The organism is Anaerobacillus sp. 63XJN7_4_ISO-PGPR-S23-413 (assembly GCF_056173725.1).
In genome coordinates, this window is sequence record NZ_CM149688.1 from 827,201 (window position 1) to 848,152 (window position 20,952).

The following is a 20,952-nucleotide window of genomic DNA, read 5'->3' on the forward strand; positions in this document are numbered from 1 at the left end:
GGGGAATTTACTCATGGTAGTACCATACAAACACGAACCGTTTACTGATTTTACTGTTAAGGAAAACAAAAAGGCTTTTGAAGAGGCTCTTAAACTAGTAAAAGAAGAACTTGGAAAAGACCATGATCTTCTCATCAATGGTGAGCGAGTTAGCACGGAAGATAAAATTGTTTCCATTAACCCTGCGAACAAGGAACAAATCGTTGGTCGCGTATCAAAGGCAACGAAAGAGCATGCGGAACGCGCGATTCAAGCTGCAGATGAAGCATTTGAAGGTTGGAGAAAATGGTCGGCTCGCTCTCGTGCTGAGCTTCTATTCCGCGCAGCTGCGATTGTACGACGCCGCAAGCATGAATTCTCTGCTTACCTGGTGTACGAAGCCGGTAAACCTTGGAAAGAAGCGGATGCTGATACTGCAGAGGCAATCGACTTCATGGAATACTATGCTCGTCAAATGATCGAGCTAGGTGAAGGGAAAGCGATTGAAAGCCGTCCTGGAGAGCAAAACCGTTACGTTTATACGCCAAGCGGAGTTGCCCTTGTTATTCCTCCATGGAACTTTGCATTTGCGATTATGGCAGGGACAGCAGTAGCACCACTTGTTACAGGAAACACAGTACTTCTTAAGCCGGCAAGTGCAACACCGGTTGTTGCAGCGAAGTTTGTTGAAGTGCTTGAAGAAGCTGGGCTTCCTAAAGGTGTATTGAACTTTGTGCCAGGTAGCGGAGCTGAAGTAGGGGACTATCTCGTTGATCACCCGAAAACGTCGATCATCACATTCACTGGTTCTCGTGAAGTTGGTACGCGCATTTATGAGCGCGCTGCGAAAGTACAGCCGGGTCAACAACACCTGAAGCGAGTGATCGTTGAGATGGGTGGTAAAGATACGATCGTTGTGGATAAGGATGCTGATCTTGAACTTGCTGCGCAGGCCATCGTTGTCTCAGCATTCGGCTTCTCAGGTCAGAAATGTTCTGCAGGCTCCCGTGCGGTCATTTTGAAAGAGGTATATGATCAGGTTCGTGATCGCGTTGTTGAATTAACAAATGAGCTTACACTAGGTGAAACGACAGGTCCAGATGTGTACATGGGACCAGTTATTGATCAAGCATCATTTGATAAAATCATGAGCTACATTGAAATTGGAAAAGAAGAAGGCCGCCTCGTTGCTGGTGGAGAAGGCGATGATTCAAAAGGGTTCTTCATCAAGCCAACTGTATTTGCAGACCTAGCTCCGAAATCACGCATGCAGCAGGAAGAAATTTTCGGGCCAGTTGTTTGCTTAACGAAAGCAGAAAACTTCGATGAAGCGATTGAAATTGCGAATAATACAGAGTACGGCTTAACAGGTGCTGTGATCACGAATAATCGTGCACACATTGAGCAAGCGAAAATGGACTTCCACGTAGGTAACCTATACTTTAACCGGAACTGTACGGGCGCAATTGTTGGGTACCACCCATTTGGAGGATTCAAAATGTCCGGTACAGATTCAAAAGCAGGTGGACCGGATTATCTTGGACTTCACATGCAAGCAAAAACTGTTTCAGAAATGTATTAATTAGTAAACACGAATAGTTTAAAAAGGCTGTTCCCCTAGCAGAGGGGAACAGCCTTTGTTTGGTTTTAGTTAGGATGAGAAATATGGAAGAAAAAGGGATTTTATCTATTTGAAGATTAGGGCTGCCATTGTCTTCACGATCGGTATTATCCTTGTTCTATCTTTCTTGATTAGAACCAAAAGGCAAGAGCTTAACAGAATGGCAAAAGTATGGATTAGACGCACTAGCGATTGGGATTTTACTCCTTACGTTCATCGTCGTGTTGAGCATGTGAGGAAAAAAAGAGAAGCTCAGTTCTCTTCTTTATGGTAAGGGAGAATGAGCCTGGCTTTTGTACCTTTTCCTATTTCTGAATCAATGGCTATTTCTCCATTATGAGCCTCCATAATATCAAAGCAAATCGATAGTCCAATCCCAAGCCCGCTTCTTTTCGTACTAAAGAAAGGGGTGCCTAGCTGTTTCACTTCTTCTTCGCTCATTCCTTTGCCGTCATCTTCAATGGAGATAACCGCATTTTCCTCGTTTTTTGTTAAATGAACCGAGATTTCTCCGCCTTCAGGCATAGCTTCGATCGCATTCTTGATAAAATTAATGAGCACTTGTTTGATTTGTGAGGAATCCATACAAACCGTAATGTTTTCAGTGTTCGCATCGAATTCAAGTTCGACATTATGTAAGTGAGCATTGCTTTTCATTAATTCTACCGTTTCAAATACAAGGGGATTTAACTGTTTTAGCGTTCGCTCGCTTACCGTTGGTTTCCCCATCATAACAAATTGATTTACAAGATTTTTCATACGGTCGAGTTCAGCCCTAATGATACTAATGTAATTGGCTTGTTTCTCATCTACATCTAAAAGTTGTGTAAAGCCAATAATTGATGTAAGTGGGTTGCGGATTTCATGAGCAAAACCAGCACCTAGTTTTCCGATTGCAGAAAGCTTCTCAGATTGAATGACCTGTTCTTGTAGTTGATAATAAGAAGTCATATCTCGGAATTGAGCGAAAGCTCCGCTTAGCTGTTGATTGTGATCGTAAAGAGGCAAAATATCGAGTAAGCATTTACGTTCATCGTTTTTAAAAAAAGTGATTTCGATGTCTTCGATGCCCTTTTGTTTCGAAAACACATGGTCGAAAAACGGTTTAAGTGTAGGGATTTCGGTAATTGGATAGCCAATCATTTTGGTTTTATTAAGTCCCGTTAGTTTTTCAGCACTTCGATTGAATTCTTTTATTTGCCCATCTTGATCCGAAATGACAATTCCGATTGGAGTGGCACGCATAAGCATCTGGTTATAGAGATGGAGCTGTTCGTTTTGCTTGTTAACCTGGATCTCCCGTTCAATCGTATCTATAGAAGATGAAAGCAAGCCTAGATGCAATTGAGAGGCATATTTCTTAGTTGTCATGAGGGAGATCGTACCGATAATCTCCCCATTATGATATGCATATGGTGCTGAGTAGCAAGCCACATCTTCAAAGCAGTAGTGATAATGATCATCCCCAATGAGATGAATCGGTTCTTGGTGTTTTAAGGCAAGTGTAATGGCGTTGGTACCAGCTGTTTCTTCATCAAACTTAACGCCATTTTGAATGCCGAGTGACGCTGTCATTTGTTCGAAGGATTCATCGCCATATGAATCTAATACATAGCCTTCGTGATCAGTTGTTACCACCACGGTTGGGGTGTCAGATAAAAAGCTAAGAAGCTTTTTCATGAATTTTTGTATGATGGAGAGAGAACATGAATAATTTTGTAAACGAAGCGCTAACTCTTCTTCTGAAAGTAAAACGTGAAGAACAGGAATTGAGTTTGGATCCAATTGATAGACATGTTCGCATGTGTTTTTAGAATGTTGGATTTGAATTTCACGTTGCGTCATGAGGCATCCTCTTTTCCTGGAAGTAGTAATGGTTTTATATGAAAAGTATTATTTTTGTATTTAATAGAATCATTTTTTTATAGATTATCATACTTTGGTCCCTACTGGTTAGTTTTTACCATTAGTAATACGTGATTCTACTTGATGTTGTCGAAAAAAATTGTAATCGCATTCTTAGATACTTTATAATGAAGCCATTTAGATTGGAGGAAAAATTATGCTTGAGTATATAGAAGAAATCGAAATTAGAAAAGAGACGGATCATACGGGGAAGGGACTATTGTATCGGGGATGATCGGGATAACAATAGCGCTTGATTTGTATTTTTAACATTAATTGCATTGTGAAGGAGGGTAGCGGAAATGAAAACAATTCTCTTATTTATTTTAGCTGGGCTTGCAGAGATAGGAGGAGGTTATTTAATCTGGCTTTGGCTTCGTGAAGGGTACTCGAGCGTATTTGGACTAGCTGGTGGAATCTCTCTAGCTCTTTATGGTGTGATTGCGACTTTGCAAGTATATCCGGAATTCGGTCGCGTGTATGCGGCGTATGGTGGTGTGTTTATAGTGATGTCCGTCCTTTGGGGATGGGGAATTGATAAGGAAGTCCCTGATAGCTATGATTTAATTGGAGCGTTTATTTGCTTAGTAGGTGTAACGGTGATGCTCTTACCGCGGAACTAAAGGAAGTTCATTTAGAAGTCTTCATCAAGACATAATAAAAAGCCCGTTTTCATGGAACGGACGAATGAGGCTGAGATATAACCAATGAGTGAATCGATGTCTTGATTTTAAGGGAAATGAACGCATTTTATATGGTGAAAATTAATGAAAACTTGACCCTCTTTTGCCGTCATTAACGTGACCTGGTTTTCCTGAATACTTGTTAATTTCCCTATTTTGTTTTGGTTTTCATATATATCGAAAATGACTATTTGATTGGTTACTTTTTTTAGCTGCTCTTCTAATGTGCGTGATAAGGAGAGTCCAATTGGTACAACGGGGAATTCTGAATGTGTTAAGTGATATGGTCTTTCGTTACCTTGATAAGGGATCAGCCACTTTAGATGTTTCATGGATATATACATCGTTTTGTGAATGGGACTTTGGAACACAAAGTAATCGTTCATAATACTAGTGATGTATCCATGAAGAGAGTGATGGCCAGTAACATAAATCTCTGTAAACATTCCTTTTGATTCTTGTAGTGCTTTACGAAGCGAAATCGAATTTAACGTTTCAGGTTCTTCAAATAGCGACTCTTTTGGAAGTGAAATTTTTTCATCTTCTTTCGTACATACATCATAATGCTGAACATGGTATTGGGAGACATAGATAAAGTCTTTGCCGTTATATAAGACAAGAATGTCATTTCCTGAGTCGATTAGCACACCGATAATGTCTTTTGTTCCGTTCATTTTTAATCGAATGGTTTCGTTCGTTAAATCTGATGAATTTCTCACTTTTGACCTCCTTTCATATGAAAAAACCAGCTGTGCCATATAAACAAGTGATTCTGATAGGACGATCATTTTTCTACATAAAAAATAATTGTGAGGAGGAAGATGACTGTACAAATAACTATGAATTTAAAGGCGAGTCATTTCCTCATCACATGAAGTAACTTCCGAAATGCGTAAGGAGAGATATAGTCGATCATGGCTCTCTCTTCCTCTCAAGAATACGAGTTAAGCCTCGGCGATTTTTGCAGGAACTTCTTTAATCACCGTTTCGATAGTACTGAAGCTTTTAATATGGAAAAGTGTAATGCGAACAAGTTCAGCTTTCACTAATAGAAGAATATGGTCGCTTGCTACATTGAGGAGAATACCTTCAACATGCTCGGGACCGCCACGATTAATCTTTACCCATTTATAATGGAGCGCCCCTAACACTTCTGTGATAGAGCTTCCTTGGATTGGATCAAGAAACGTATTCCCAGTGATTTCCGGCATAGTAGTTGTATCTAAGGAAATTGATTTAACATGGTCAAGGTTGTAATAAATCATTTCTTTCTCTGTTTGTAGCATAAAGTGGTCCGTTGCAACCTGAAAGAGAATACCTACTTTTGCTTCAGGTCCTTTTAAATTGACTTTAACTTGCTTACCTAGCAATGGCACGAGCGTATCGCTATTTAAATTGGCCATCATATATCCTATCCTTTCATAAGCATTCGCTATTTATTTTTTTGAAACGGGCTGCCAGTAGTTAGAAAAGAGGTTTTCTCTTCTGCTTTCTCCTCGGTTTTCTTTTTGATTGTCTTCTTGATTGTTGCTAGACTCTTCTTGTTGAGTCATTTTAACGACCTTACTAACGCTTTTTACATGAAACAGTGCAATGTGTACCAATTCTGCTTCCTTCCCTACGATGATGTGATCATCGTTCACTTCAAGTAAAACACCTTCTACTTTCTCTGGGCCACCGCGATTAACTTGAACAGAACTAAAGACTAATTCATCAAGAACTTCTTGAAAACTTTCTCCACTTTCAAATTCAAGAACAGGTTCTTCAATTGGCACAATAACTTCTACTTCCTCTTTCGTATTGATTGTGACGCTTTTGATGTGAGTAGCATGGAAATAGATAACGTTATTTTTTTGTCCAAGCAAAGTTAAGAAATCCTGTTTAAGCTCAAGAAGTTTTCCTTCCTGACTTTCAGGTCCTCCACGGTTGATTCGAACATTCTTGCCGATGTAGCTCTCAAGTTGTGAAAAGTTCATTTGCACATTCATGCATCCTTTCTTCCTTTTTATATAAACGCTTGTAATGGCATAGTATGTATCTCGGAGGGACAAAGATCAGTATATTTGTCTATCATTTGGAAAATGTGTGTTTGTCCACCGTGAGATTAGCCTAATCATTGGGGAATTTAGGAGCAGGGTTTTTACTAGTTAAACAGAATAGGAGAACGAGAGTGATTTTAACTAAGTGAGGGAAGACAATGAAAACAAATGAGTATAACAGTCAGATTTGGGATAAGAAAGTGGAGGATCAAGTTGTTTATACAAAGCCAGTCACTCAAGAAATGATCAAAGAAAGTAAAGCAGGGAATTGGCATATCACTGTTACGACGGAGAAAGCTGTTCCACGTCATTGGTTTCCAGCTAATCTGAAGGGCTTGCGCATTCTCTGCTTAGCATCTGGTGGTGGACAACAAGGTCCAATACTTGCAGCCGCAGGGGCGGAAGTGACAGTTGTTGATCTTTCTGAGAAACAGCTAGAACAGGACAGATTTGTAGCTGAAAGGGAGAACTTGCAGTTAACTGTTGTTAAAGGAGACATGACGGATTTATCCTTTTTAGAAAATGGGTCATTTGATGTGATTGTGCATCCTGTTTCAAATGTATTTGTTGAAAATGTATTACCTGTCTGGAAGGAGGCGGCAAGAGTACTGAAGGAAGGGGGCACACTTATCTCAGGATTTACGAATCCACTATTGTATCTTTTTGATGATGAGCAAGAGGATAAAGGAATTCTGGATGTGAAGAATAGCATCCCATACTCTCCTATTGAATTGTTAACGAAAGAAGAACTTCAGAAATACAAAGAGAGTAACTTGGCCCTTGAGTTCGGACATACGCTGGAAGATCAAATACAGGGACAGATTGATGCAGGATTTGTCATTAACGGTTTTTATGAAGATGATTTTGGAGGGAGTCGCCTAATCGATCAATATATTAAAACCTTTATAGCAACAAAGGCGATAAAAAATGCAGGTTGAACTAGTCACTTATTTATAAAGGAGATACTGAAAATGGAATATAGCGGTTCGCGGGTTTATGATGATCACGATTTTTTTGAGAACTATATGGCTAGACGACATAGGGAAGAAAGCCCGAATAAAGTCATCGAGTATCCTGCTCTTATGACATTACTAGGCGATGTTCGGGAGAAGACCATTCTTGATCTTGGTTGTGGAGATGCTTCGCTCGGAGAAGAATTACTAAAGCAGCAGTGCGAGCGATATGTCGGGATTGATGGTTCAAAAAATATGTGTCACCAAGCAGAGTTGAAGCTAAAGGGAACGAAGGGGAGCGTTGTCCAGTCAAATCTAGAGTCGTATGGTTATCCATCACAGACTTTCGATTGCGTCGTTTCACAATTAGTTCTTCATTACATAGAAGACCTTGATCATATTGTTAAAAAAGTATATGACACGTTAAAACCAGGTGGAGAATTTGTATTTAGCGTTTTGCATCCAGTTATGACCGCTTCTTTCAAAAGTATGATAGGTAAAAGAACCGATTGGATTGTAGATGATTATTTCCAGACGGGGAGAAGAATAGAGCCCTGGATTGGAGAGAGCGTTGTGAAATATCATCGTACGATTGAGGAGTATTTCTTGCTTCTGCAGCGAACTGGTTTTACGATTCAAGGTCTTAGAGAGGGAACGCCGCAACAAGAAAACTTTCAACATCAGGAAGAGTATGAACGAAGACAGCGCATTCCGCTATTTCTTCTACTTTCTTGTATAAAATAATAATTGACAGCGATAGAATATTAGATTATGATCATTTCAAATAATAAAAATTTCATACTGCAACTCCTAAAGGGGAGTAGCTTTTACAGCAAAGTCGTCATTCCAGAGCTTCACTGCTCTCGGCTTTGTTGGCAACATTCGTGTTGTTAGCAAGACCTTTACTTTTACGGTAAAGGTCTTTATTTGCATCAAAAACCTTTGCCAAATAGGCAAAGGTTTTTTTGTGAAGAACAAAGCAGTATGGATGAAAAAAGGGGGATGTACAGATGGATGCTTCAATGTTACTAGAATATGGATGGGTTTTGCTGCTTCTGATTGCTCTTGAAGGGCTGCTTGCGGCAGATAATGCACTTGTCTTAGCGATTATGGTGAAGCATTTACCAGATGAGGAACGTCAAAAGGCTCTATTTTATGGTCTTGCCGGTGCATTTGTTTTTCGATTTGCTTCATTATTTGCTATTTCTTTTCTAGTCAACGTATGGCAAGTTCAGGCGATCGGTGCGTTATACCTCTTGTTTATTGCGATCAATCATATCGTTCGAAAACAGATGATTCACAAAGGTAAGGAAGCGCCAAAGAAACAGAATAAGAAACAGGCAGGCTTCTGGGGGACTGTTTTTAAGGTAGAGCTAGCGGATATCGCTTTTGCCGTAGATTCCATTCTAGCAGCCGTTGCATTAGCCGTCACATTGCCAAATACACCCCTACCGCATATTGGTGGTTTAGATGGTGGGAAATTCCTTGTTATTTTCGCTGGTGGATTAATTGGATTAGTCATAATGCGATTTGCAGCAAATTATTTCGTGAAGCTATTAAAAGCAAGGCCCGGTTTAGAGGTTGCTGCGTTTATGATTGTAGGATGGGTTGGAATTAAACTATCAGTATATACACTCTCGCATCCTGATTTAGGGGTGCTCCCTGAAGCATTTGCAAAGTCTCCAGGATGGAAAATAACGTTTTATACGGTGTTACTTTTGATTGCAGTCGGTGGCTGGTTTTTATCGAATTCGAAAAAAACTGAAGCATCAAAGGGAGAAACACTGTAAAAACATGAATCTCAATCTTTTCCCCATTGTGAGAAAGGGATCTGGTAAACTATAAAGGTAAAAAATGGTTTTTGCGCTTTGTTGATTTTTGATTAGGATGGGGAGTGTTCAAAGTAATAAGAGTTGATGTGGTATATACGCTACTTTACAACGAAAAAGAAGATCAAGTGTTAATGGTTCAAAATATCAAACATAATAACTGGTCTTTACCAGGTGGATCGGTGGAAGATGGAGAGACCCTTGCACAAGCTGCTATTCGCGAAATGAGAGAAGAAACAGGATTAACCGTAGAAGTAGAAAATCTATTGAGTGTTAATGAAGCGTTTATGACGAATTACCATGTTCACTTCTTTACATTTAGAGGAAAAATATCGCGTGGACATTTATCTATTCAAGATACGGAAACAATAGCGGACGTCAGGTGGATGGACAGAAAAGAAGCAGACAAATGGATGCCTTATCATCAAGGGGGAATTGAGAGCTTACTTCATACTTCAATTCCTTACGTCTTACAGGGATAATGTAAAGTAGCCTTAAGATCCTCGGGGGATCTTAAGGCTATATTTATAACAGTTTTAAAATTGGAAGGGAATGCGCTCCTCCGTTCCTTGATCTAGTGTTTTTACGATGATTTCATTGTTTTCAACTTCCTTATCCCCAATGAGAATTACTTTTTCTATTCCTCTTTTACTTGCGCGTTCGATCGATTTACCAATCCGTTTCTCACTCATATCCACCTCGATCCGACATCCTAATTTCCTATAAGCAGAGGCGACGATCAAGGCTTCGCGTTTAGCATCAATGGGGATGATGACATATTCAGGCTTTTCATTTGTCACAAGTGAAGTAGCATTCTGTTTCAATGCGGTTAAAATTACATCTAGGCCGAATGAAATCCCAACAGTTGAAAAAGGTTCTTCACTACCGAGTAATCCACCTATCGCACTATCGTAGCGACCACCGCTTCCAATGCTGGATGTAATGGATTGGTTACTTAAGAAAATCTCATAAATCGTCCCAGTATAAATATCGAGCCCTCTTGCAAGGAAAGGATTGAACTGACATTTTTGAACGAGGTTGAGTCCATCCAGGTAGGAAGTCAGTTCTTTAAGTTCATTTAACCCCTCCCGTACAGTTGAATTCGCAGATGCGAACTGTTCAAAATAATAGAGGTCTTGATTAATCCACTCTTTTGCATAGCGCTCAACGCTATTAATGGCTTCAGAGCAGATATCTTTTTGGAAGAGCTCTTCCTTAACGCCCTCCATCCCGATTTTCTCGAGCTTATCCATCGTGAGAATCACATCATTTAAGCGAAGTGTAGGAATAGAGATCGACTCTAGCATACCTGCAAGCAGTTTGCGGTTGTTATACTGAATCGTCACATCAAGTTCGAGTTGACTGAAAAGATCGAGAGCCATCTCCATTAATTCTGCTTCGGCCATTTGTGAACTCACGCCGGTTATATCCACATCGCACTGAGTGAATTCTCTAAAACGCCCTGGTTTAACTGGTCCATCTCGAAACACCTTTCCGATTTCATAACGCTTGAATGGCATGGGTAAATCTGGATTCATCGCAACAACTTTGGCGAACGGGATGGTCAAATCGTATCGAAGGGCAAGTTCTCTCTCTCCACGATCAGAGAGGGTGTACATTTCTGCTAAAATCTCATCGCCACCGGCATACTTTGAAGCCATCAATTTCCGATCGTTAAGGATCGGTGTTTCAAGTGGAGAACAGTTGTATTGAATAAATGTGTCTTCTATTATTCTTCTTACTTTGCGCCGTATGATTTCATCTTTAGGTAAATAATCCATCGTTCCTTTGACATTCTGATCTTTCAGCTTTTTCATAGTCCTCATCCTTTCGTTTTGAATACAAAAAACCGCATGAATGGGAGAAATGTTCTTCTCAATTCATACGGTTACGAGTAATAGCCTTCCTATACGCGATTATTTTGCAATCGGATAGCAAGGCTAGCTGTGATGATGAAGTTGTACGATGAATAATTGTCTCATATCGCTCACCTCTTATTTCAAAATATGGTAGCACATGAGAACCATTTCAGCAATCTTTCTTTTTTTCTGAAGATTTGATAGGATAATATTTCTTATAGAAAGGTGGGGGATTGCTTGAGGAGTCTTACGGAAGAAGAAGTCATATCACATATTCCTGAACTATCGAATGTTACATTAAGAAAGATTACAAAGGGGTATTCTTTTGATTTGAAATTCGTAACAAAGTGGAATGGAAAGAACGTATTGCTTCGATTATATGAGTTGGATTTACGTGAGCGGGTTCAAGAGAAGGTTGAGAAGATGAAGGCTTTTAAGAAGCTAGGAGTCCGCTGTCAGGAAATTTATGCGTTCGGTGAAGTTCCTGAAGAAAACTTCTGTTATACGATTTTTTCTTTTCTGGAGGGGGAAGATGGCGAAGCTGCTTTAGCGAACTTAACAATGGAAGAACAGTATGCTGCTGGTTATGAAGCAGGATTAGATCTCGTTCACATGCATCAACTTCGAATCGAAGCGTCAATGCCGGAACATATGGCCTTTATTCAAGAAAAATTTGAGAAAGCGGTAGAACGGTATTATAGACTTGATATACAAATCCCTTATGGTAGAAAGACCATTGACTATGTAAGAAACAATATCCATCTTATCGGTGAAAGCAGGCTCGTCTTTGCTCATCATGATTTTCATGCAGGGAATTTGATTATCTCTCAGAAAAAATATGCTGGTGTGATTGATTTTAATCGATGCGGTGTAAATACGGCCTATTCGGAGTTTGATAAGCTAGAATTATTCTCAAGTCGTTTAAGCATTCCTTTCTCAAAAGGGGTTATTCATGGTTACTTTATTGATTGTGTTCCTGAACTGTTTTGGAAAATCCGATCGGTTCATATGGCTCAGCTTCTGATCTACCATATGAATTGGGCAACAGATTACTTTCCAGAAGATCTTCCTCAAGCGAAAGAGGCCATTCAGTATGTATGGGAGATGTATGAAGGCTTCGATCGGACAATTCCGAAGTGGTATGAAGAAAGCCAGGCCTAGGGCCAGACTTTCTTCAGTTACATCGCTTCTTTTATTCCTTTCTTTACTAACCACCAGTTTGCAGGATAGCTTGTCGCAAATCCAAGAATCATCGCAATTTGCATCATAAACCAGTAGACAGCCGAGTCGGGTTTTGGTGGCTCGGTAAATAAAACAAAATGAACGATGGCCATCCAACCAAACATGCCAACTTCAAAAGCGATCAAAGAAAGCGTGTCGGCTTTCGCAGCTGCTTTAATCGCATTCCACGCACCATTCTCTTTGTTCATCGGGTAAATGGCATAAAATTGAAATAGAATACCAAACCCATATGCCAGAATGAACTCGACAAGATAATGAGTATAGAGAATGGAACCAAGTAGAGCAAAACCTGTTAAGGCAACAATCGGAACGCCTACCGCATCACCAAGTGTACAACCGGCAGAGCAGTGACTTGTGGACATAAACACTTTGGCAGACTTTCCGCGATTGTCTTCTAGATCCAAATTCTTCGCTTTCAAACGCCCCCATTTAAAATAAGCCCAGATAGCGAAAGGTCCAAGAAACCATCCGTTAATCGGCCAGACCACATTCATGATTTTCATCATTTGAGGATGATGAATGATGTCTATAAGAATGACGATGGAAGAAAGAAGTCCAATTGATAGGGCAACAATGGATATAAGCTGTAAAGTAGTCAAATCATCTCACCTCTAAAATAAGTATGTACAAAACAATTACCCTCTGGGGGTATAGGATAAACGAATGATTCGGAAGATTCATGATCAGAAAAAGACTCGCCCTTTTTGAAAGAGAGCGAGTCCAGTAGGTTATTCCTGTTCGATTTCAGCTACAATTTTCCCTGTAACATGACGTTCTGAAAGCTCAACCAATGCTTGCGGAATTTCTTCAAGCGATATTGTCTTCTTGATCATTGGATCGACATATCCACCCAACAGTAGGTTGATCATCTCATCACCCATCATGGCAAGATCCGCTTGCTCAGCTTTATTAGAGGATTGATAGACACCACCAAGTGCGATTTGATGGAACGAAAGAGGACGAGCAAAGGAAACGCCCTGCGCAAAGTCGGGTGCACCTGCAATATAAGCCATTTGCCCATTAAACGTAAGTGTGTCTAGCGATTTGGTTGCATTATCACCACTTACCGCATCTAGTACAGCGTGAACACCAATTCCATTTGTTATTTCAAGCGTTCGGTTCACAAAATCTTCTTCTTTATAATCAATGGCATAATCAGCCCCGAGTTTTTTTACAAAATCATGATTGTGGCGGGAAGCAGTTGTAATCACCGTTAATCCCATGTATTTGGCCATCTGTATAGCATAGCCTCCTACGCCGCCAGCGCCAGCATGGATGAGTATGGTTTGACCTCGTTGAATATGAAGTTTGCGGAATAGCGCCTGATAGGCTGTATAACCAGCTGTTGGAATTGCAGCCGCATGAACGAATGAGATCGACTCAGGAAGTTTAGAGATGGTATGAGCTTGTGCAATCGCATATTGTGCGAACGTTCCTTTTCTCATCAGGTCACCGTGATAAACGACTCGGTCGCCGGCTTGCCATTCAGTTACCTCATCACCAACTTGGTCAATAATACCAGCACCATCAAGTCCAAGAATGTGCGGGTATTCCCAGTTTGGATTCCCGTTAGTTGCTGTCTTATAGTCAACTGGGTTCAAGCCCGCAGCGTGGATTTTTACAAGAACTTCTCCTTTTCCAGGTGAAGGGGTATCGATTTCTTCAACACTCATTGAATCCCATTGTCCTTTAGCTTTTAGTAAAAGAGCTTTCATTATGAAAATCCTCCTTAAAATAGGTTCAGAATATGAATATGTTTCACTTGGGGAGCTTTTAGTAAACCTTCTCTCCCGTTTTCCCATTATAAAGTTCATGAATTTTTTTGGTAAGTAGGCACTTTTTAGTAATTATTTGAAACAATAAGGCGCCGTGAATCGTAGAATAATGAGAGAGTTTAATGGAGGAGGGGACAAATTGACGTTAATCGGTTGGATTTTCTGGGGTTTGATCGCTTCGATTCTAATGATTGGTTTTATCATCCAAAAAAAATATGGAATGAAAGCACCTGAAGAAACAAATCATCAGGTTTCTAGTTCAGAACACGTTAAAAGTCAGACGAGTCCCTAAATACATAATGGAAGCTAAAGGGTGAGTAGAATGCAGGAATGGTTTGGAGCAGCTGCTGTATGTATCAATGACCAGGGAGATTTACTAATGATTCGTAATGAAACTGACGAATGGGCCGTTCCTTCTGGTGAGATCGAGAAGGGAGAAACGCCTGAGATGTGCTGTGTTCGTGAAGTGATGGAAGAGACGGGGTATCAAGTAGCCATTGAGAAACCTTTGTTCGTTAAAGATCAGGATGTGAATGGAATGAATGTGACGACCTATTATTACGAAGTAAATGTGGTAGGTGGTATGCTTTCTCTTGACGATTCTGAAGAAGATGTGAAGGAAATTGAATGGAAAACGATTGATGAAGTAGAAGAAATTCCACATGCCTATCCTGAGGACGCAGGATATTTAACGAATTATTTATACGAAAAGACTCCTTAAGCTAAGGAGTCTTTTCTCTGCTTCATTCATTATTTGACAATAAGTACAGGGCAGCTTGCCTTTTGGATGACTTGATGACTTACACTGCCGATCACCATTTCTTGAAGAACATTAAGTCCTCTTGTGCCCATAACTACAAGATCACTTTTTGTTTCATTTGCATGATCAATAAGAGTTGTGGAAGGAGATCCATGTAGAATAGTCACATCATAAGAAACGTTTGTTTCTTCAGCAATTGCTTCTGTGGAGCTTAGTTTCTCTCTTCTCTCCATATCAAGACCGGGGGAATCGGCATGACGTAACGCATCGTGCTTAGATGTTTCACCATCAATGACATAAACGATTTCAACATGTCCACCTGTTAAGCTTGCTAATTCAAAAGCCTTTTCAGCTGCTTTTACTGAATCTGTGGATCCATCCGATGCAAGTAAAATCTGTTGATACATTATTACAAAACCTCCAGAGTAATTGACTTGTTACTAGGTTCTATAAGTCCTTACCCTGTATAGAAGTGTGTCAATCAAGCATAAAAGACGAAATGATTGTCAGAGAAAGCGGTCATAAAGGATAATGGTTGAAGAGTAAAAAAGGATGTGGGTACGGTGAAACGGATGATCACGATGGTGACCATTTTGCTTGTTATGGATCTTGTAACTAAGCGATGGATTGACTCGATCTTAAACTTGAATGAACAAATTGACGTGATCAATGGATTTTTAACCTTTCAGCTTTACTACAATACAGGAGCTACAAGAGGATTGTTAGAAGGATACACAGGTTTATTAATTTTTCTACAAGCGAGTATCGTACTTCTTCTTATTTATGGATACATACGTGCTACCCCAAAACGCTTTGCTGTGCAGCTAGCTTTTGGCTTACTCATTAGTGGTGGATTTGGGAACTTGATTGATCGTATTCAATATGGTTATGTGATTGATTTTATGAAAGTGAGCTGGAGCGAAGGGATTTTTAATCTTGCTGATACTGAGATCAGATATGGCTTTATTTTAATCCTCGTTCTTTATTTTATGAAGAAATTTACGATTCAAGGATTTGATGATCAGGAGAAATAGCGAAACAAAAGCGAGAGAGGATAAACCTCTCTCGCTTTTTGTTTCGCTTACTCTAAAGGGACAATTTATTATTTTGCTTCTTGAAGGATTTGTTCAAGTTGAAAAGCTCGAACTTTTCTAGGGAGAAAACTTCTGATTTCGTCCTCGTGAAAGCCTACTTGAAGTCGTTTTGTATCAAGTAAAATCGGGCGTTTTAAAATGCCAGGATTTTCTTTAATTAAGCTGTATAGTTCCTGAAGTGTAAGCTCATCAACCTCTTTATCAAGCGCATCAAAGGCTTTTGAACGCTTTGAGATGATTTCTTCGGTTCCTTTTTCAGTCATACGAATTATAGCTTTAATCTCATCTTCTGTGAGCGGCTTTGCGAACATGTTGCGCTGTTCATAAGGAAGGTTGTGCTCTTCCAGCCACGCTTTTGCCTTTCTGCACGAAGTACAGCTTGGTGATGTGTAAAGTGTAATCATATGTTTGACCTCCAAATGGATTTTACATGGTTCATCTCCATGTTAAGTATACTAAAAAAAGTCGTTGCCTGACTGTAAGTTATGTTACACATTTTCGACGATTATCTATGTGTTAAATTCCTCTTGGTCAAAGTTATTCGATCTAAATAACAGGAATTTCTTCTAAGTGATCAATAATAATAGCCAGCTTTTACTAAGGTATACCCGCTAACGAGAGCAGGCAAACTACGTAAGAAGTTAAGTTTTATTGGAGGATGCTCATGGATGATAAAAAGAAGTGGGATTTGATATCACTTGCTTCAATTCCACTTGTGATGACGCTAGGGAACTCAATGCTTATTCCAGTCTTGCCTATAATTGAAAAGAAGCTCAGCATCACATCCTTTAAGGTTTCGATGATCATTACGATTTATTCTATTGCAGCCATTTTATTAATTCCAATTGCCGGTTATTTGTCCGATCGATACGGAAGAAAAAAAGTGATCATCCCGAGTTTGTTTATCGCTGGGATTGGAGGGCTCGTCACAGGCTGGGCATCATGGTCTCTAGAAAATCCATACGTCATGATTCTTATAGGAAGGGTACTTCAAGGGATTGGATCTTCTGGAGCAGCCCCAGTTGTTCTTCCTCTCGTAGGAGATTTATTCAAAAATGATAAAGATGTAAGTGCGGGATTAGGCTTAATTGAAACATCAAATACAGTCGGGAAGGTGCTGAGTCCCATTCTTGGAGCTCTTCTGGCATCCTATCTCTGGTACTTGCCCTTCTTGTCCATACCTGTTTTCTCACTTATTTCAATATTACTTGTCATATTCCTTGTTAAGTCACCAGAAAAAAAAGAGAAGCCACAAACTTTTTCCTGTTTTTTGTCATGCTTAAAAAATATTTTTCGAAAAGATGGAAAGTGGTTAACGGCGATTTTTGCAATTGGCGGTGTGATAATGTTTGTTCTTTTTGGCATTCTATTCTATCTTGCCGGGTTTTTGGAAAATGAATTTCAAATTGTAGGTGTTAAAAAAGGTGGGGTTATTGCTATTCCACTTGTTGCTCTTTCGTTAACCTCTTTTGTGACGGGAAAACGTATCGGTGAGAATAAGAAAACGATGAAATGGTGCATTTTCATTGGTTTATTTATTCTGGCAGCAGCGACACTAAGCGTTTCATTTACAGAACGACTCTGGTTGATGTTACTGATCTTATTTGTGGGTGGAGTAGGAATTGGAATGTCTCTACCTTGTCTTGATGCCCTCATCACAGAAGGGGTAAAAAAAGAAGAACGTGGAACAATTACATCTCTATATAGCTCGACTCGCTTTCTTGGCGTAGCGGCTGGTCCACCAATCTATGCATTGCTCATGAAGCAGTCTCATGAAGTTGTTTTCTATGCTTCAGCAGGTGTAACAGCAATTGCGATCTTTCTTTGCTTTGTTTCCATTAAGCCTGAAACCAATACAGATGTTTAGAGTGGCGAAATAAAGGGTAAATATATAACCCCCACACGATAAGCAAAAAGTAAGGAATAAATGGAAAAATAGAAAGAGGGAATGAATGATGTCATTAGAATTAATACTACAGTTTTTAATGTTAAGTATAGGCTTTATAGCGGTAGCGGCACTATTTCTCAACGTTGATAAAAAGCGTACACAAAAGCGTTTAGAATTAGAACTTGCTGAATATGAACAATCGCATCAAGTATCAAAATACGAGAAGAACAAATAAGATGGAGACTCTGAAACGAGTTTTCATCTTTTTTTGTATCTTGCTTAATGGAAAGATAGAAAGTTACCGGGTATTTGAACTCTTAGAAGTTTGATAATTACGGATAGTGGTATGAAAAGGTTAGATAACCAATTTAGCAACGGTACAATAGAACGTAAAGGAGATTATTCGTTATGACACTTCAAACAGATCACTATTTTGCTAAAAATTATGAACAGTCACGCGAGACATTTCGCAATCATCTTGATAAAATCCAAAAGAAATGGCCTTCGGCAACCTTATCAACAAAGTCAATTGGGAAAGAAGAAGATAATACAATCGATATGATTTACTCTGAAGCCCTTACATCAAACGATCGTGTCTTATTCTTTACTTCAGGTGAACACGGGATAGAAGGGTATGCTGGAGCAGCGGTTATCCATATGTTTGTAGAAGAATATCTTGATCAAATCGATCCTTCAACGACTGGGATTTGCCTGATTCATGCCCTTAATCCGTGGGGAATGCGTCATTTCCGACGGGTTACGGAAAATAATGTTGATCTCAACAGAAATTACTTTTATGACGAAAATTCTATTCGTAGAGACGTGAATAAAAATTATGCTAAGGAAAGCGACTTGTTTCTTCCAGATGGTAAAATCACTGACTTACAAGCAGAGAAGCACAAGCTATATGCACAGTTGATTAAAGGTCTCGCAAAGGAAGGGTACGCAGGATTAAAAAAGGCAAAGGGAATGGGACAATTTGAATTTGAGCGCGGTGTCTATTACGGAGGTTCAACAGCTGAAGAATCAGCTCTTTTCTTGAAGGATATACAAGAAAAGTTGTTAGGAACTTATCCTGGTGTTGTCCACATGGATTGGCATACAGCTCTCGGACCAACAAATGAAATAACGATGGTGATCTCAGAGAATGATGGAAGAGACGTGAAGGAGTTACAAGAAGCGTACAATCTTAACAACGTCGAAAAGTATACTCCTGAAAAAGTTAAAGGGGATTCTACGAATCATTTCTACAAATTAAAAGAAGAAGCATTTCCAGAAACATATCTTCTGTCGGCATTGTTTGAGTTCGGAACGTTTGGGACAGATAAACAGGCTGAAATTCGCGAATTTACGACGATTATTTTGGAAAACCATTTGTATTTTGAAGGGGCAGAATCAGTTGATGATATTCAATGGATTCTAGGAGAATTTGAAGCGATGTTTTACCCGGATGATTCCGAATGGAGAGAATCAGTTGTCAATGAGGCACGCCATGGAATAGAGGGAGTTTTAAAGAAAGAAGAAATTCTAAGTTAGAAATAAAAGGAGGGAGCGAATCATTCGCTCCCTCCTTTTTGTTATTACCCAATTGAACTTCGAACTTCATTCACTTGACCATCAATTGAAAGAGGCTGGTCTTCTCTTTGTTCAATCTTAATATTTGTGATAACACGATCTGTACCTTTTCCTAGAGCACTTGTATGAATGTCTCTTGCTAATTCAAAGAGTTCATCAACGTTTCCTTCAAAGACAGTAGAGGTTGGTCCAATATGGTAAGTGAACCCTTCTTTCTCAGCTAACTTTACAGCTTCTGTTACAAAATGATTCATGCTCGTTTGACTTGTCCCTACAGGTGTTACACTGATTTCTAATAGTGCCATAATTAATCCTCTCCTTCTCTTATGGTCATAGTAGTCTATTGACGTATTTTCTCTAATCCAAACGTTAATAGAAGGATACGATGTAAAAAGAATTAATGAAACTTCCTTTATTTTCAAAAAAACGAAACGAAAGAGACCCCTCATTCGTATAAATAGAAAAGAGCTCGGGAGGAATGCTGCATGATGAACTTGTTTCTTATGTTGGTAGTTATTGTTGCATCTTTAACTGGCTTCAATTGGTTAATGGGCTATCGGAAAAATCATATCCAGATTGACCTGGATGAACGCTATATCGACTACAATGAATACGTAAGGGCACTTAAGAATGAACTGAGTGCGCAAGGAAAAGATGTGGAGTACCTGGGTAATCGTAAGTTTAAGATCGATGGTAAGAAGTATCTTTTTATTGAACGAAACGTCACCATGGGGGGAGTCCCACTTCAGCGCACTATCTTGAAGCCAGCCCCTAATTCATAACAAGCACATCAATTGCTATAATAAGTTGAAGCTACTATGCTTATCCTATTCTTAAATAAGCATTGGAGGTAGTAAACTTATGGAACAAATTGCGGTTACGGCGATTTTAAAGCCTAAAACAGGTAAAGAAGAGAATGTCTTAAGTGTTCTTCAAGAAGTTCTGAAAGGTTCAAGGAATGAAGAAGGTAATATTCAATATGACGTTCATCAATCTATAGAAGATACAACATTTGTGATCTATGAAGTGTGGGAAAATCAACAGGCGATTGAAACGCACATTAACTCAGAGCATTATGAGAAGTATCGCAAGGATATCGGTGACCTTATTGATAGCCGAGAAGTTTATAAAATGAAAAAGATTTAAAGTCATTTCCGTTTCATTTCCGCGGAAATAACTGAGATATCGGGGATATAGTTTGTTTTTCGTGGGAATAATGACGAAAATCGCTGAATGAGCCAAAAATAATAGCATTAGAAAAGCACCTCGGATTCGGGATCCGAGGTGCTTTTCTAATAAATTAACGTCCTTCTTTTGCAAACCGTGCGATACGTTCTTCGATTTCATCACGTACTCGCTGGAAGAAAGCCCATTTTTCTTCTTCTGTGCCTTCTGCTTTAGCTGGATCATCAAATCCCCAGTGTTCACGCTTTACATGTGGTGGTGTTGTTGGACATTTGTCATTCGCATCTCCACAAAGCGTAACTACAAGATCCGCATTGTTTAAAAGATCCATATCAATCATGTCGGAAGTTTGGGAGGAAATATCAATATCGGACTCTTTCATTGCTTTAACAGCATTAGGGTTGAGGCCATGGGCTTCAATCCCCGCAGAATAAACATCGTATTCATCACCTAAGTGTTTTTTACCGAATCCTTCAGCCATTTGGCTTCTGCATGAATTACCTGTACATAAGAAATAAATTGATTTTTTGTTAGACATATATTGTTCTCCTTTTTAAATTGAAAT

26 protein-coding genes are annotated in these 20,952 nt (G+C 39.4%); 15 read left to right on the top strand and 11 right to left on the bottom strand.

Features of this window, described 5'->3' with window-relative positions; translation table 11 throughout:
• Nucleotides 1-13: 13 nt before the first annotated feature.
• On the top strand, nucleotides 14-1,561 hold the full coding sequence (gene pruA / locus AC0VYO_RS04530) for an L-glutamate gamma-semialdehyde dehydrogenase (RefSeq protein ID WP_475368486.1): 1,548 nt from the start codon (nucleotides 14-16) through the stop codon (nucleotides 1,559-1,561).
• Between the two features lie 291 nt (nucleotides 1,562-1,852).
• Here the strand turns inward: pruA and AC0VYO_RS04535 are convergent, their stop codons facing one another.
• Entirely contained in the window at nucleotides 1,853-3,445 is a 1,593-nt protein-coding gene (locus AC0VYO_RS04535) for an ATP-binding protein (RefSeq protein WP_475368487.1), read from the bottom strand.
• A gap of 362 nt (nucleotides 3,446-3,807) precedes the next feature.
• Here AC0VYO_RS04535 and AC0VYO_RS04540 point away from each other — a divergent pair, with 362 nt between their 5' ends.
• Nucleotides 3,808-4,128, top strand: a complete 321-nt coding sequence (locus tag AC0VYO_RS04540) for a YnfA family protein (RefSeq protein ID WP_475368488.1) — start codon at nucleotides 3,808-3,810, stop codon at nucleotides 4,126-4,128.
• 107 nt (nucleotides 4,129-4,235) lie between these two features.
• On the opposite strand, the gene AC0VYO_RS04545 is transcribed toward AC0VYO_RS04540, so the two are convergent.
• From AC0VYO_RS04545 to AC0VYO_RS04555, 3 genes are all read right to left on the bottom strand, one after another.
• Nucleotides 4,236-4,862: a DUF2642 domain-containing protein gene (locus AC0VYO_RS04545; RefSeq protein ID WP_475367455.1), complete on the bottom strand. Its 627-nt coding sequence runs from the start codon at nucleotides 4,860-4,862 to the stop codon at nucleotides 4,236-4,238.
• Between the two features lie 270 nt (nucleotides 4,863-5,132).
• On the bottom strand, nucleotides 5,133-5,591 hold the full coding sequence (locus tag AC0VYO_RS04550) for a spore coat protein (protein ID WP_475366683.1): 459 nt from the start codon (nucleotides 5,589-5,591) through the stop codon (nucleotides 5,133-5,135).
• 33 nt (nucleotides 5,592-5,624) lie between these two features.
• Nucleotides 5,625-6,170, bottom strand: a complete 546-nt coding sequence (locus tag AC0VYO_RS04555; RefSeq protein ID WP_475366684.1) for a hypothetical protein — start codon at nucleotides 6,168-6,170, stop codon at nucleotides 5,625-5,627.
• 215 nt (nucleotides 6,171-6,385) lie between these two features.
• Here AC0VYO_RS04555 and AC0VYO_RS04560 point away from each other — a divergent pair, with 215 nt between their 5' ends.
• The 4 genes from AC0VYO_RS04560 (at nucleotide 6,386) to AC0VYO_RS04575 (ending at nucleotide 9,491) form a co-directional block, all read left to right on the top strand.
• Nucleotides 6,386-7,165 carry a class I SAM-dependent methyltransferase gene (locus AC0VYO_RS04560; protein ID WP_475366685.1) on the top strand — a complete coding sequence of 260 codons (780 nt, stop codon included), beginning with the start codon at nucleotides 6,386-6,388 and terminating at the stop codon, nucleotides 7,163-7,165.
• 33 nt (nucleotides 7,166-7,198) lie between these two features.
• The gene (locus tag AC0VYO_RS04565; RefSeq protein WP_475368489.1) at nucleotides 7,199-7,924 is read left to right on the top strand and encodes a class I SAM-dependent DNA methyltransferase; all 726 of its coding nucleotides are present in this window, start codon (nucleotides 7,199-7,201) and stop codon (nucleotides 7,922-7,924) included.
• A 266-nt stretch (nucleotides 7,925-8,190) separates the two neighbouring features.
• Nucleotides 8,191-8,970, top strand: coding sequence for a TerC family protein (locus tag AC0VYO_RS04570; protein WP_475368490.1), 780 nt, complete (start codon nucleotides 8,191-8,193; stop codon nucleotides 8,968-8,970).
• A 128-nt stretch (nucleotides 8,971-9,098) separates the two neighbouring features.
• Complete coding sequence (locus AC0VYO_RS04575) at nucleotides 9,099-9,491, top strand: NUDIX hydrolase (RefSeq protein ID WP_475368491.1); 393 nt, start codon at nucleotides 9,099-9,101, stop codon at nucleotides 9,489-9,491.
• A 54-nt stretch (nucleotides 9,492-9,545) separates the two neighbouring features.
• Here the strand turns inward: AC0VYO_RS04575 and AC0VYO_RS04580 are convergent, their stop codons facing one another.
• Nucleotides 9,546-10,826, bottom strand: a complete 1,281-nt coding sequence (locus AC0VYO_RS04580) for a histidine--tRNA ligase (protein ID WP_475368492.1) — start codon at nucleotides 10,824-10,826, stop codon at nucleotides 9,546-9,548.
• A gap of 279 nt (nucleotides 10,827-11,105) precedes the next feature.
• Between AC0VYO_RS04580 and AC0VYO_RS04585 the strand changes: the two genes are divergently transcribed.
• The gene (locus AC0VYO_RS04585) at nucleotides 11,106-12,029 is read left to right on the top strand and encodes an aminoglycoside phosphotransferase family protein (RefSeq protein WP_475368493.1); all 924 of its coding nucleotides are present in this window, start codon (nucleotides 11,106-11,108) and stop codon (nucleotides 12,027-12,029) included.
• Nucleotides 12,030-12,046: 17 nt separating this feature from the next.
• Here the strand turns inward: AC0VYO_RS04585 and AC0VYO_RS04590 are convergent, their stop codons facing one another.
• Nucleotides 12,047-12,709, bottom strand: coding sequence for a DUF4396 domain-containing protein (locus AC0VYO_RS04590; protein WP_475368494.1), 663 nt, complete (start codon nucleotides 12,707-12,709; stop codon nucleotides 12,047-12,049).
• Between the two features lie 129 nt (nucleotides 12,710-12,838).
• Nucleotides 12,839-13,825 (bottom strand): zinc-binding dehydrogenase, encoded by a 987-nt coding sequence (locus AC0VYO_RS04595; RefSeq protein WP_475368495.1) that lies wholly within the window; start codon nucleotides 13,823-13,825, stop codon nucleotides 12,839-12,841.
• 199 nt (nucleotides 13,826-14,024) lie between these two features.
• Here AC0VYO_RS04595 and AC0VYO_RS04600 point away from each other — a divergent pair, with 199 nt between their 5' ends.
• On the top strand, nucleotides 14,025-14,177 hold the full coding sequence (locus tag AC0VYO_RS04600) for a hypothetical protein (protein WP_475366691.1): 153 nt from the start codon (nucleotides 14,025-14,027) through the stop codon (nucleotides 14,175-14,177).
• Nucleotides 14,178-14,207: 30 nt separating this feature from the next.
• The gene (locus AC0VYO_RS04605; protein ID WP_475366692.1) at nucleotides 14,208-14,606 is read left to right on the top strand and encodes an NUDIX hydrolase; all 399 of its coding nucleotides are present in this window, start codon (nucleotides 14,208-14,210) and stop codon (nucleotides 14,604-14,606) included.
• Between the two features lie 29 nt (nucleotides 14,607-14,635).
• Here the strand turns inward: AC0VYO_RS04605 and AC0VYO_RS04610 are convergent, their stop codons facing one another.
• The gene (locus AC0VYO_RS04610) at nucleotides 14,636-15,052 is read right to left on the bottom strand and encodes a universal stress protein (RefSeq protein WP_475366693.1); all 417 of its coding nucleotides are present in this window, start codon (nucleotides 15,050-15,052) and stop codon (nucleotides 14,636-14,638) included.
• Nucleotides 15,053-15,217: 165 nt separating this feature from the next.
• Between AC0VYO_RS04610 and lspA the strand changes: the two genes are divergently transcribed.
• Nucleotides 15,218-15,679 (top strand): signal peptidase II, encoded by a 462-nt coding sequence (lspA, locus tag AC0VYO_RS04615; protein WP_475369039.1) that lies wholly within the window; start codon nucleotides 15,218-15,220, stop codon nucleotides 15,677-15,679.
• A 68-nt stretch (nucleotides 15,680-15,747) separates the two neighbouring features.
• Here lspA and spxA read toward each other — a convergent pair whose 3' ends face one another.
• Nucleotides 15,748-16,143 carry a transcriptional regulator SpxA gene (gene spxA / locus AC0VYO_RS04620; RefSeq protein ID WP_194220443.1) on the bottom strand — a complete coding sequence of 132 codons (396 nt, stop codon included), beginning with the start codon at nucleotides 16,141-16,143 and terminating at the stop codon, nucleotides 15,748-15,750.
• A 260-nt stretch (nucleotides 16,144-16,403) separates the two neighbouring features.
• Between spxA and AC0VYO_RS04625 the strand changes: the two genes are divergently transcribed.
• From AC0VYO_RS04625 to AC0VYO_RS04635, 3 genes are all read left to right on the top strand, one after another.
• Nucleotides 16,404-17,606, top strand: a complete 1,203-nt coding sequence (locus AC0VYO_RS04625; RefSeq protein ID WP_475368496.1) for an MFS transporter — start codon at nucleotides 16,404-16,406, stop codon at nucleotides 17,604-17,606.
• 118 nt (nucleotides 17,607-17,724) lie between these two features.
• Nucleotides 17,725-17,862: a hypothetical protein gene (locus AC0VYO_RS04630; RefSeq protein ID WP_475368497.1), complete on the top strand. Its 138-nt coding sequence runs from the start codon at nucleotides 17,725-17,727 to the stop codon at nucleotides 17,860-17,862.
• A gap of 173 nt (nucleotides 17,863-18,035) precedes the next feature.
• On the top strand, nucleotides 18,036-19,163 hold the full coding sequence (locus tag AC0VYO_RS04635; RefSeq protein WP_475368498.1) for a M14 family metallopeptidase: 1,128 nt from the start codon (nucleotides 18,036-18,038) through the stop codon (nucleotides 19,161-19,163).
• A 44-nt stretch (nucleotides 19,164-19,207) separates the two neighbouring features.
• On the opposite strand, the gene AC0VYO_RS04640 is transcribed toward AC0VYO_RS04635, so the two are convergent.
• Nucleotides 19,208-19,507, bottom strand: a complete 300-nt coding sequence (locus AC0VYO_RS04640) for an MTH1187 family thiamine-binding protein (protein ID WP_226616259.1) — start codon at nucleotides 19,505-19,507, stop codon at nucleotides 19,208-19,210.
• 180 nt (nucleotides 19,508-19,687) lie between these two features.
• On the opposite strand from AC0VYO_RS04640, the gene AC0VYO_RS04645 reads away from it, so the two are divergent.
• Together AC0VYO_RS04645 and AC0VYO_RS04650 are read left to right on the top strand one after the other, a co-directional pair.
• Nucleotides 19,688-19,984: a hypothetical protein gene (locus AC0VYO_RS04645; protein WP_430243692.1), complete on the top strand. Its 297-nt coding sequence runs from the start codon at nucleotides 19,688-19,690 to the stop codon at nucleotides 19,982-19,984.
• A 79-nt stretch (nucleotides 19,985-20,063) separates the two neighbouring features.
• On the top strand, nucleotides 20,064-20,348 hold the full coding sequence (locus AC0VYO_RS04650; RefSeq protein WP_475368499.1) for a putative quinol monooxygenase: 285 nt from the start codon (nucleotides 20,064-20,066) through the stop codon (nucleotides 20,346-20,348).
• 154 nt (nucleotides 20,349-20,502) lie between these two features.
• On the opposite strand, the gene arsC is transcribed toward AC0VYO_RS04650, so the two are convergent.
• Nucleotides 20,503-20,925 carry an arsenate reductase (thioredoxin) gene (gene arsC, locus AC0VYO_RS04655; RefSeq protein ID WP_475368500.1) on the bottom strand — a complete coding sequence of 141 codons (423 nt, stop codon included), beginning with the start codon at nucleotides 20,923-20,925 and terminating at the stop codon, nucleotides 20,503-20,505.
• Nucleotides 20,926-20,952 lie beyond the last annotated feature (27 nt).

Bases quoted from the DNA above. Each gene is read 5' to 3' on its own strand.
- pruA (WP_475368486.1), top strand. From the start codon at position 14: ATGGTAGTACCATACAAACACGAACCGTTTACTGATTTTACTGTTAAG.
- AC0VYO_RS04640 (WP_226616259.1), bottom strand. From the start codon at position 19,507: ATGGCACTATTAGAAATCAGTGTAACACCTGTAGGGACAAGTCAAACG.
- AC0VYO_RS04570 (WP_475368490.1), top strand. From the start codon at position 8,191: ATGGATGCTTCAATGTTACTAGAATATGGATGGGTTTTGCTGCTTCTG.
- AC0VYO_RS04580 (WP_475368492.1), bottom strand. From the start codon at position 10,826: ATGAAAAAGCTGAAAGATCAGAATGTCAAAGGAACGATGGATTATTTA.
- AC0VYO_RS04650 (WP_475368499.1), top strand. From the start codon at position 20,064: ATGGAACAAATTGCGGTTACGGCGATTTTAAAGCCTAAAACAGGTAAA.
- AC0VYO_RS04610 (WP_475366693.1), bottom strand. From the start codon at position 15,052: ATGTATCAACAGATTTTACTTGCATCGGATGGATCCACAGATTCAGTA.
- AC0VYO_RS04595 (WP_475368495.1), bottom strand. From the start codon at position 13,825: ATGAAAGCTCTTTTACTAAAAGCTAAAGGACAATGGGATTCAATGAGT.
- AC0VYO_RS04605 (WP_475366692.1), top strand. From the start codon at position 14,208: ATGCAGGAATGGTTTGGAGCAGCTGCTGTATGTATCAATGACCAGGGA.
- lspA (WP_475369039.1), top strand. From the start codon at position 15,218: ATGATCACGATGGTGACCATTTTGCTTGTTATGGATCTTGTAACTAAG.
- AC0VYO_RS04545 (WP_475367455.1), bottom strand. From the start codon at position 4,862: ATGAACGGAACAAAAGACATTATCGGTGTGCTAATCGACTCAGGAAAT.
- AC0VYO_RS04540 (WP_475368488.1), top strand. From the start codon at position 3,808: ATGAAAACAATTCTCTTATTTATTTTAGCTGGGCTTGCAGAGATAGGA.
- AC0VYO_RS04625 (WP_475368496.1), top strand. From the start codon at position 16,404: ATGGATGATAAAAAGAAGTGGGATTTGATATCACTTGCTTCAATTCCA.
- AC0VYO_RS04630 (WP_475368497.1), top strand. From the start codon at position 17,725: ATGTTAAGTATAGGCTTTATAGCGGTAGCGGCACTATTTCTCAACGTT.
- AC0VYO_RS04535 (WP_475368487.1), bottom strand. From the start codon at position 3,445: ATGACGCAACGTGAAATTCAAATCCAACATTCTAAAAACACATGCGAA.
- arsC (WP_475368500.1), bottom strand. From the start codon at position 20,925: ATGTCTAACAAAAAATCAATTTATTTCTTATGTACAGGTAATTCATGC.
- AC0VYO_RS04645 (WP_430243692.1), top strand. From the start codon at position 19,688: ATGATGAACTTGTTTCTTATGTTGGTAGTTATTGTTGCATCTTTAACT.
- AC0VYO_RS04560 (WP_475366685.1), top strand. From the start codon at position 6,386: ATGAAAACAAATGAGTATAACAGTCAGATTTGGGATAAGAAAGTGGAG.
- AC0VYO_RS04550 (WP_475366683.1), bottom strand. From the start codon at position 5,591: ATGGCCAATTTAAATAGCGATACGCTCGTGCCATTGCTAGGTAAGCAA.
- spxA (WP_194220443.1), bottom strand. From the start codon at position 16,143: ATGATTACACTTTACACATCACCAAGCTGTACTTCGTGCAGAAAGGCA.
- AC0VYO_RS04635 (WP_475368498.1), top strand. From the start codon at position 18,036: ATGACACTTCAAACAGATCACTATTTTGCTAAAAATTATGAACAGTCA.
- AC0VYO_RS04565 (WP_475368489.1), top strand. From the start codon at position 7,199: ATGGAATATAGCGGTTCGCGGGTTTATGATGATCACGATTTTTTTGAG.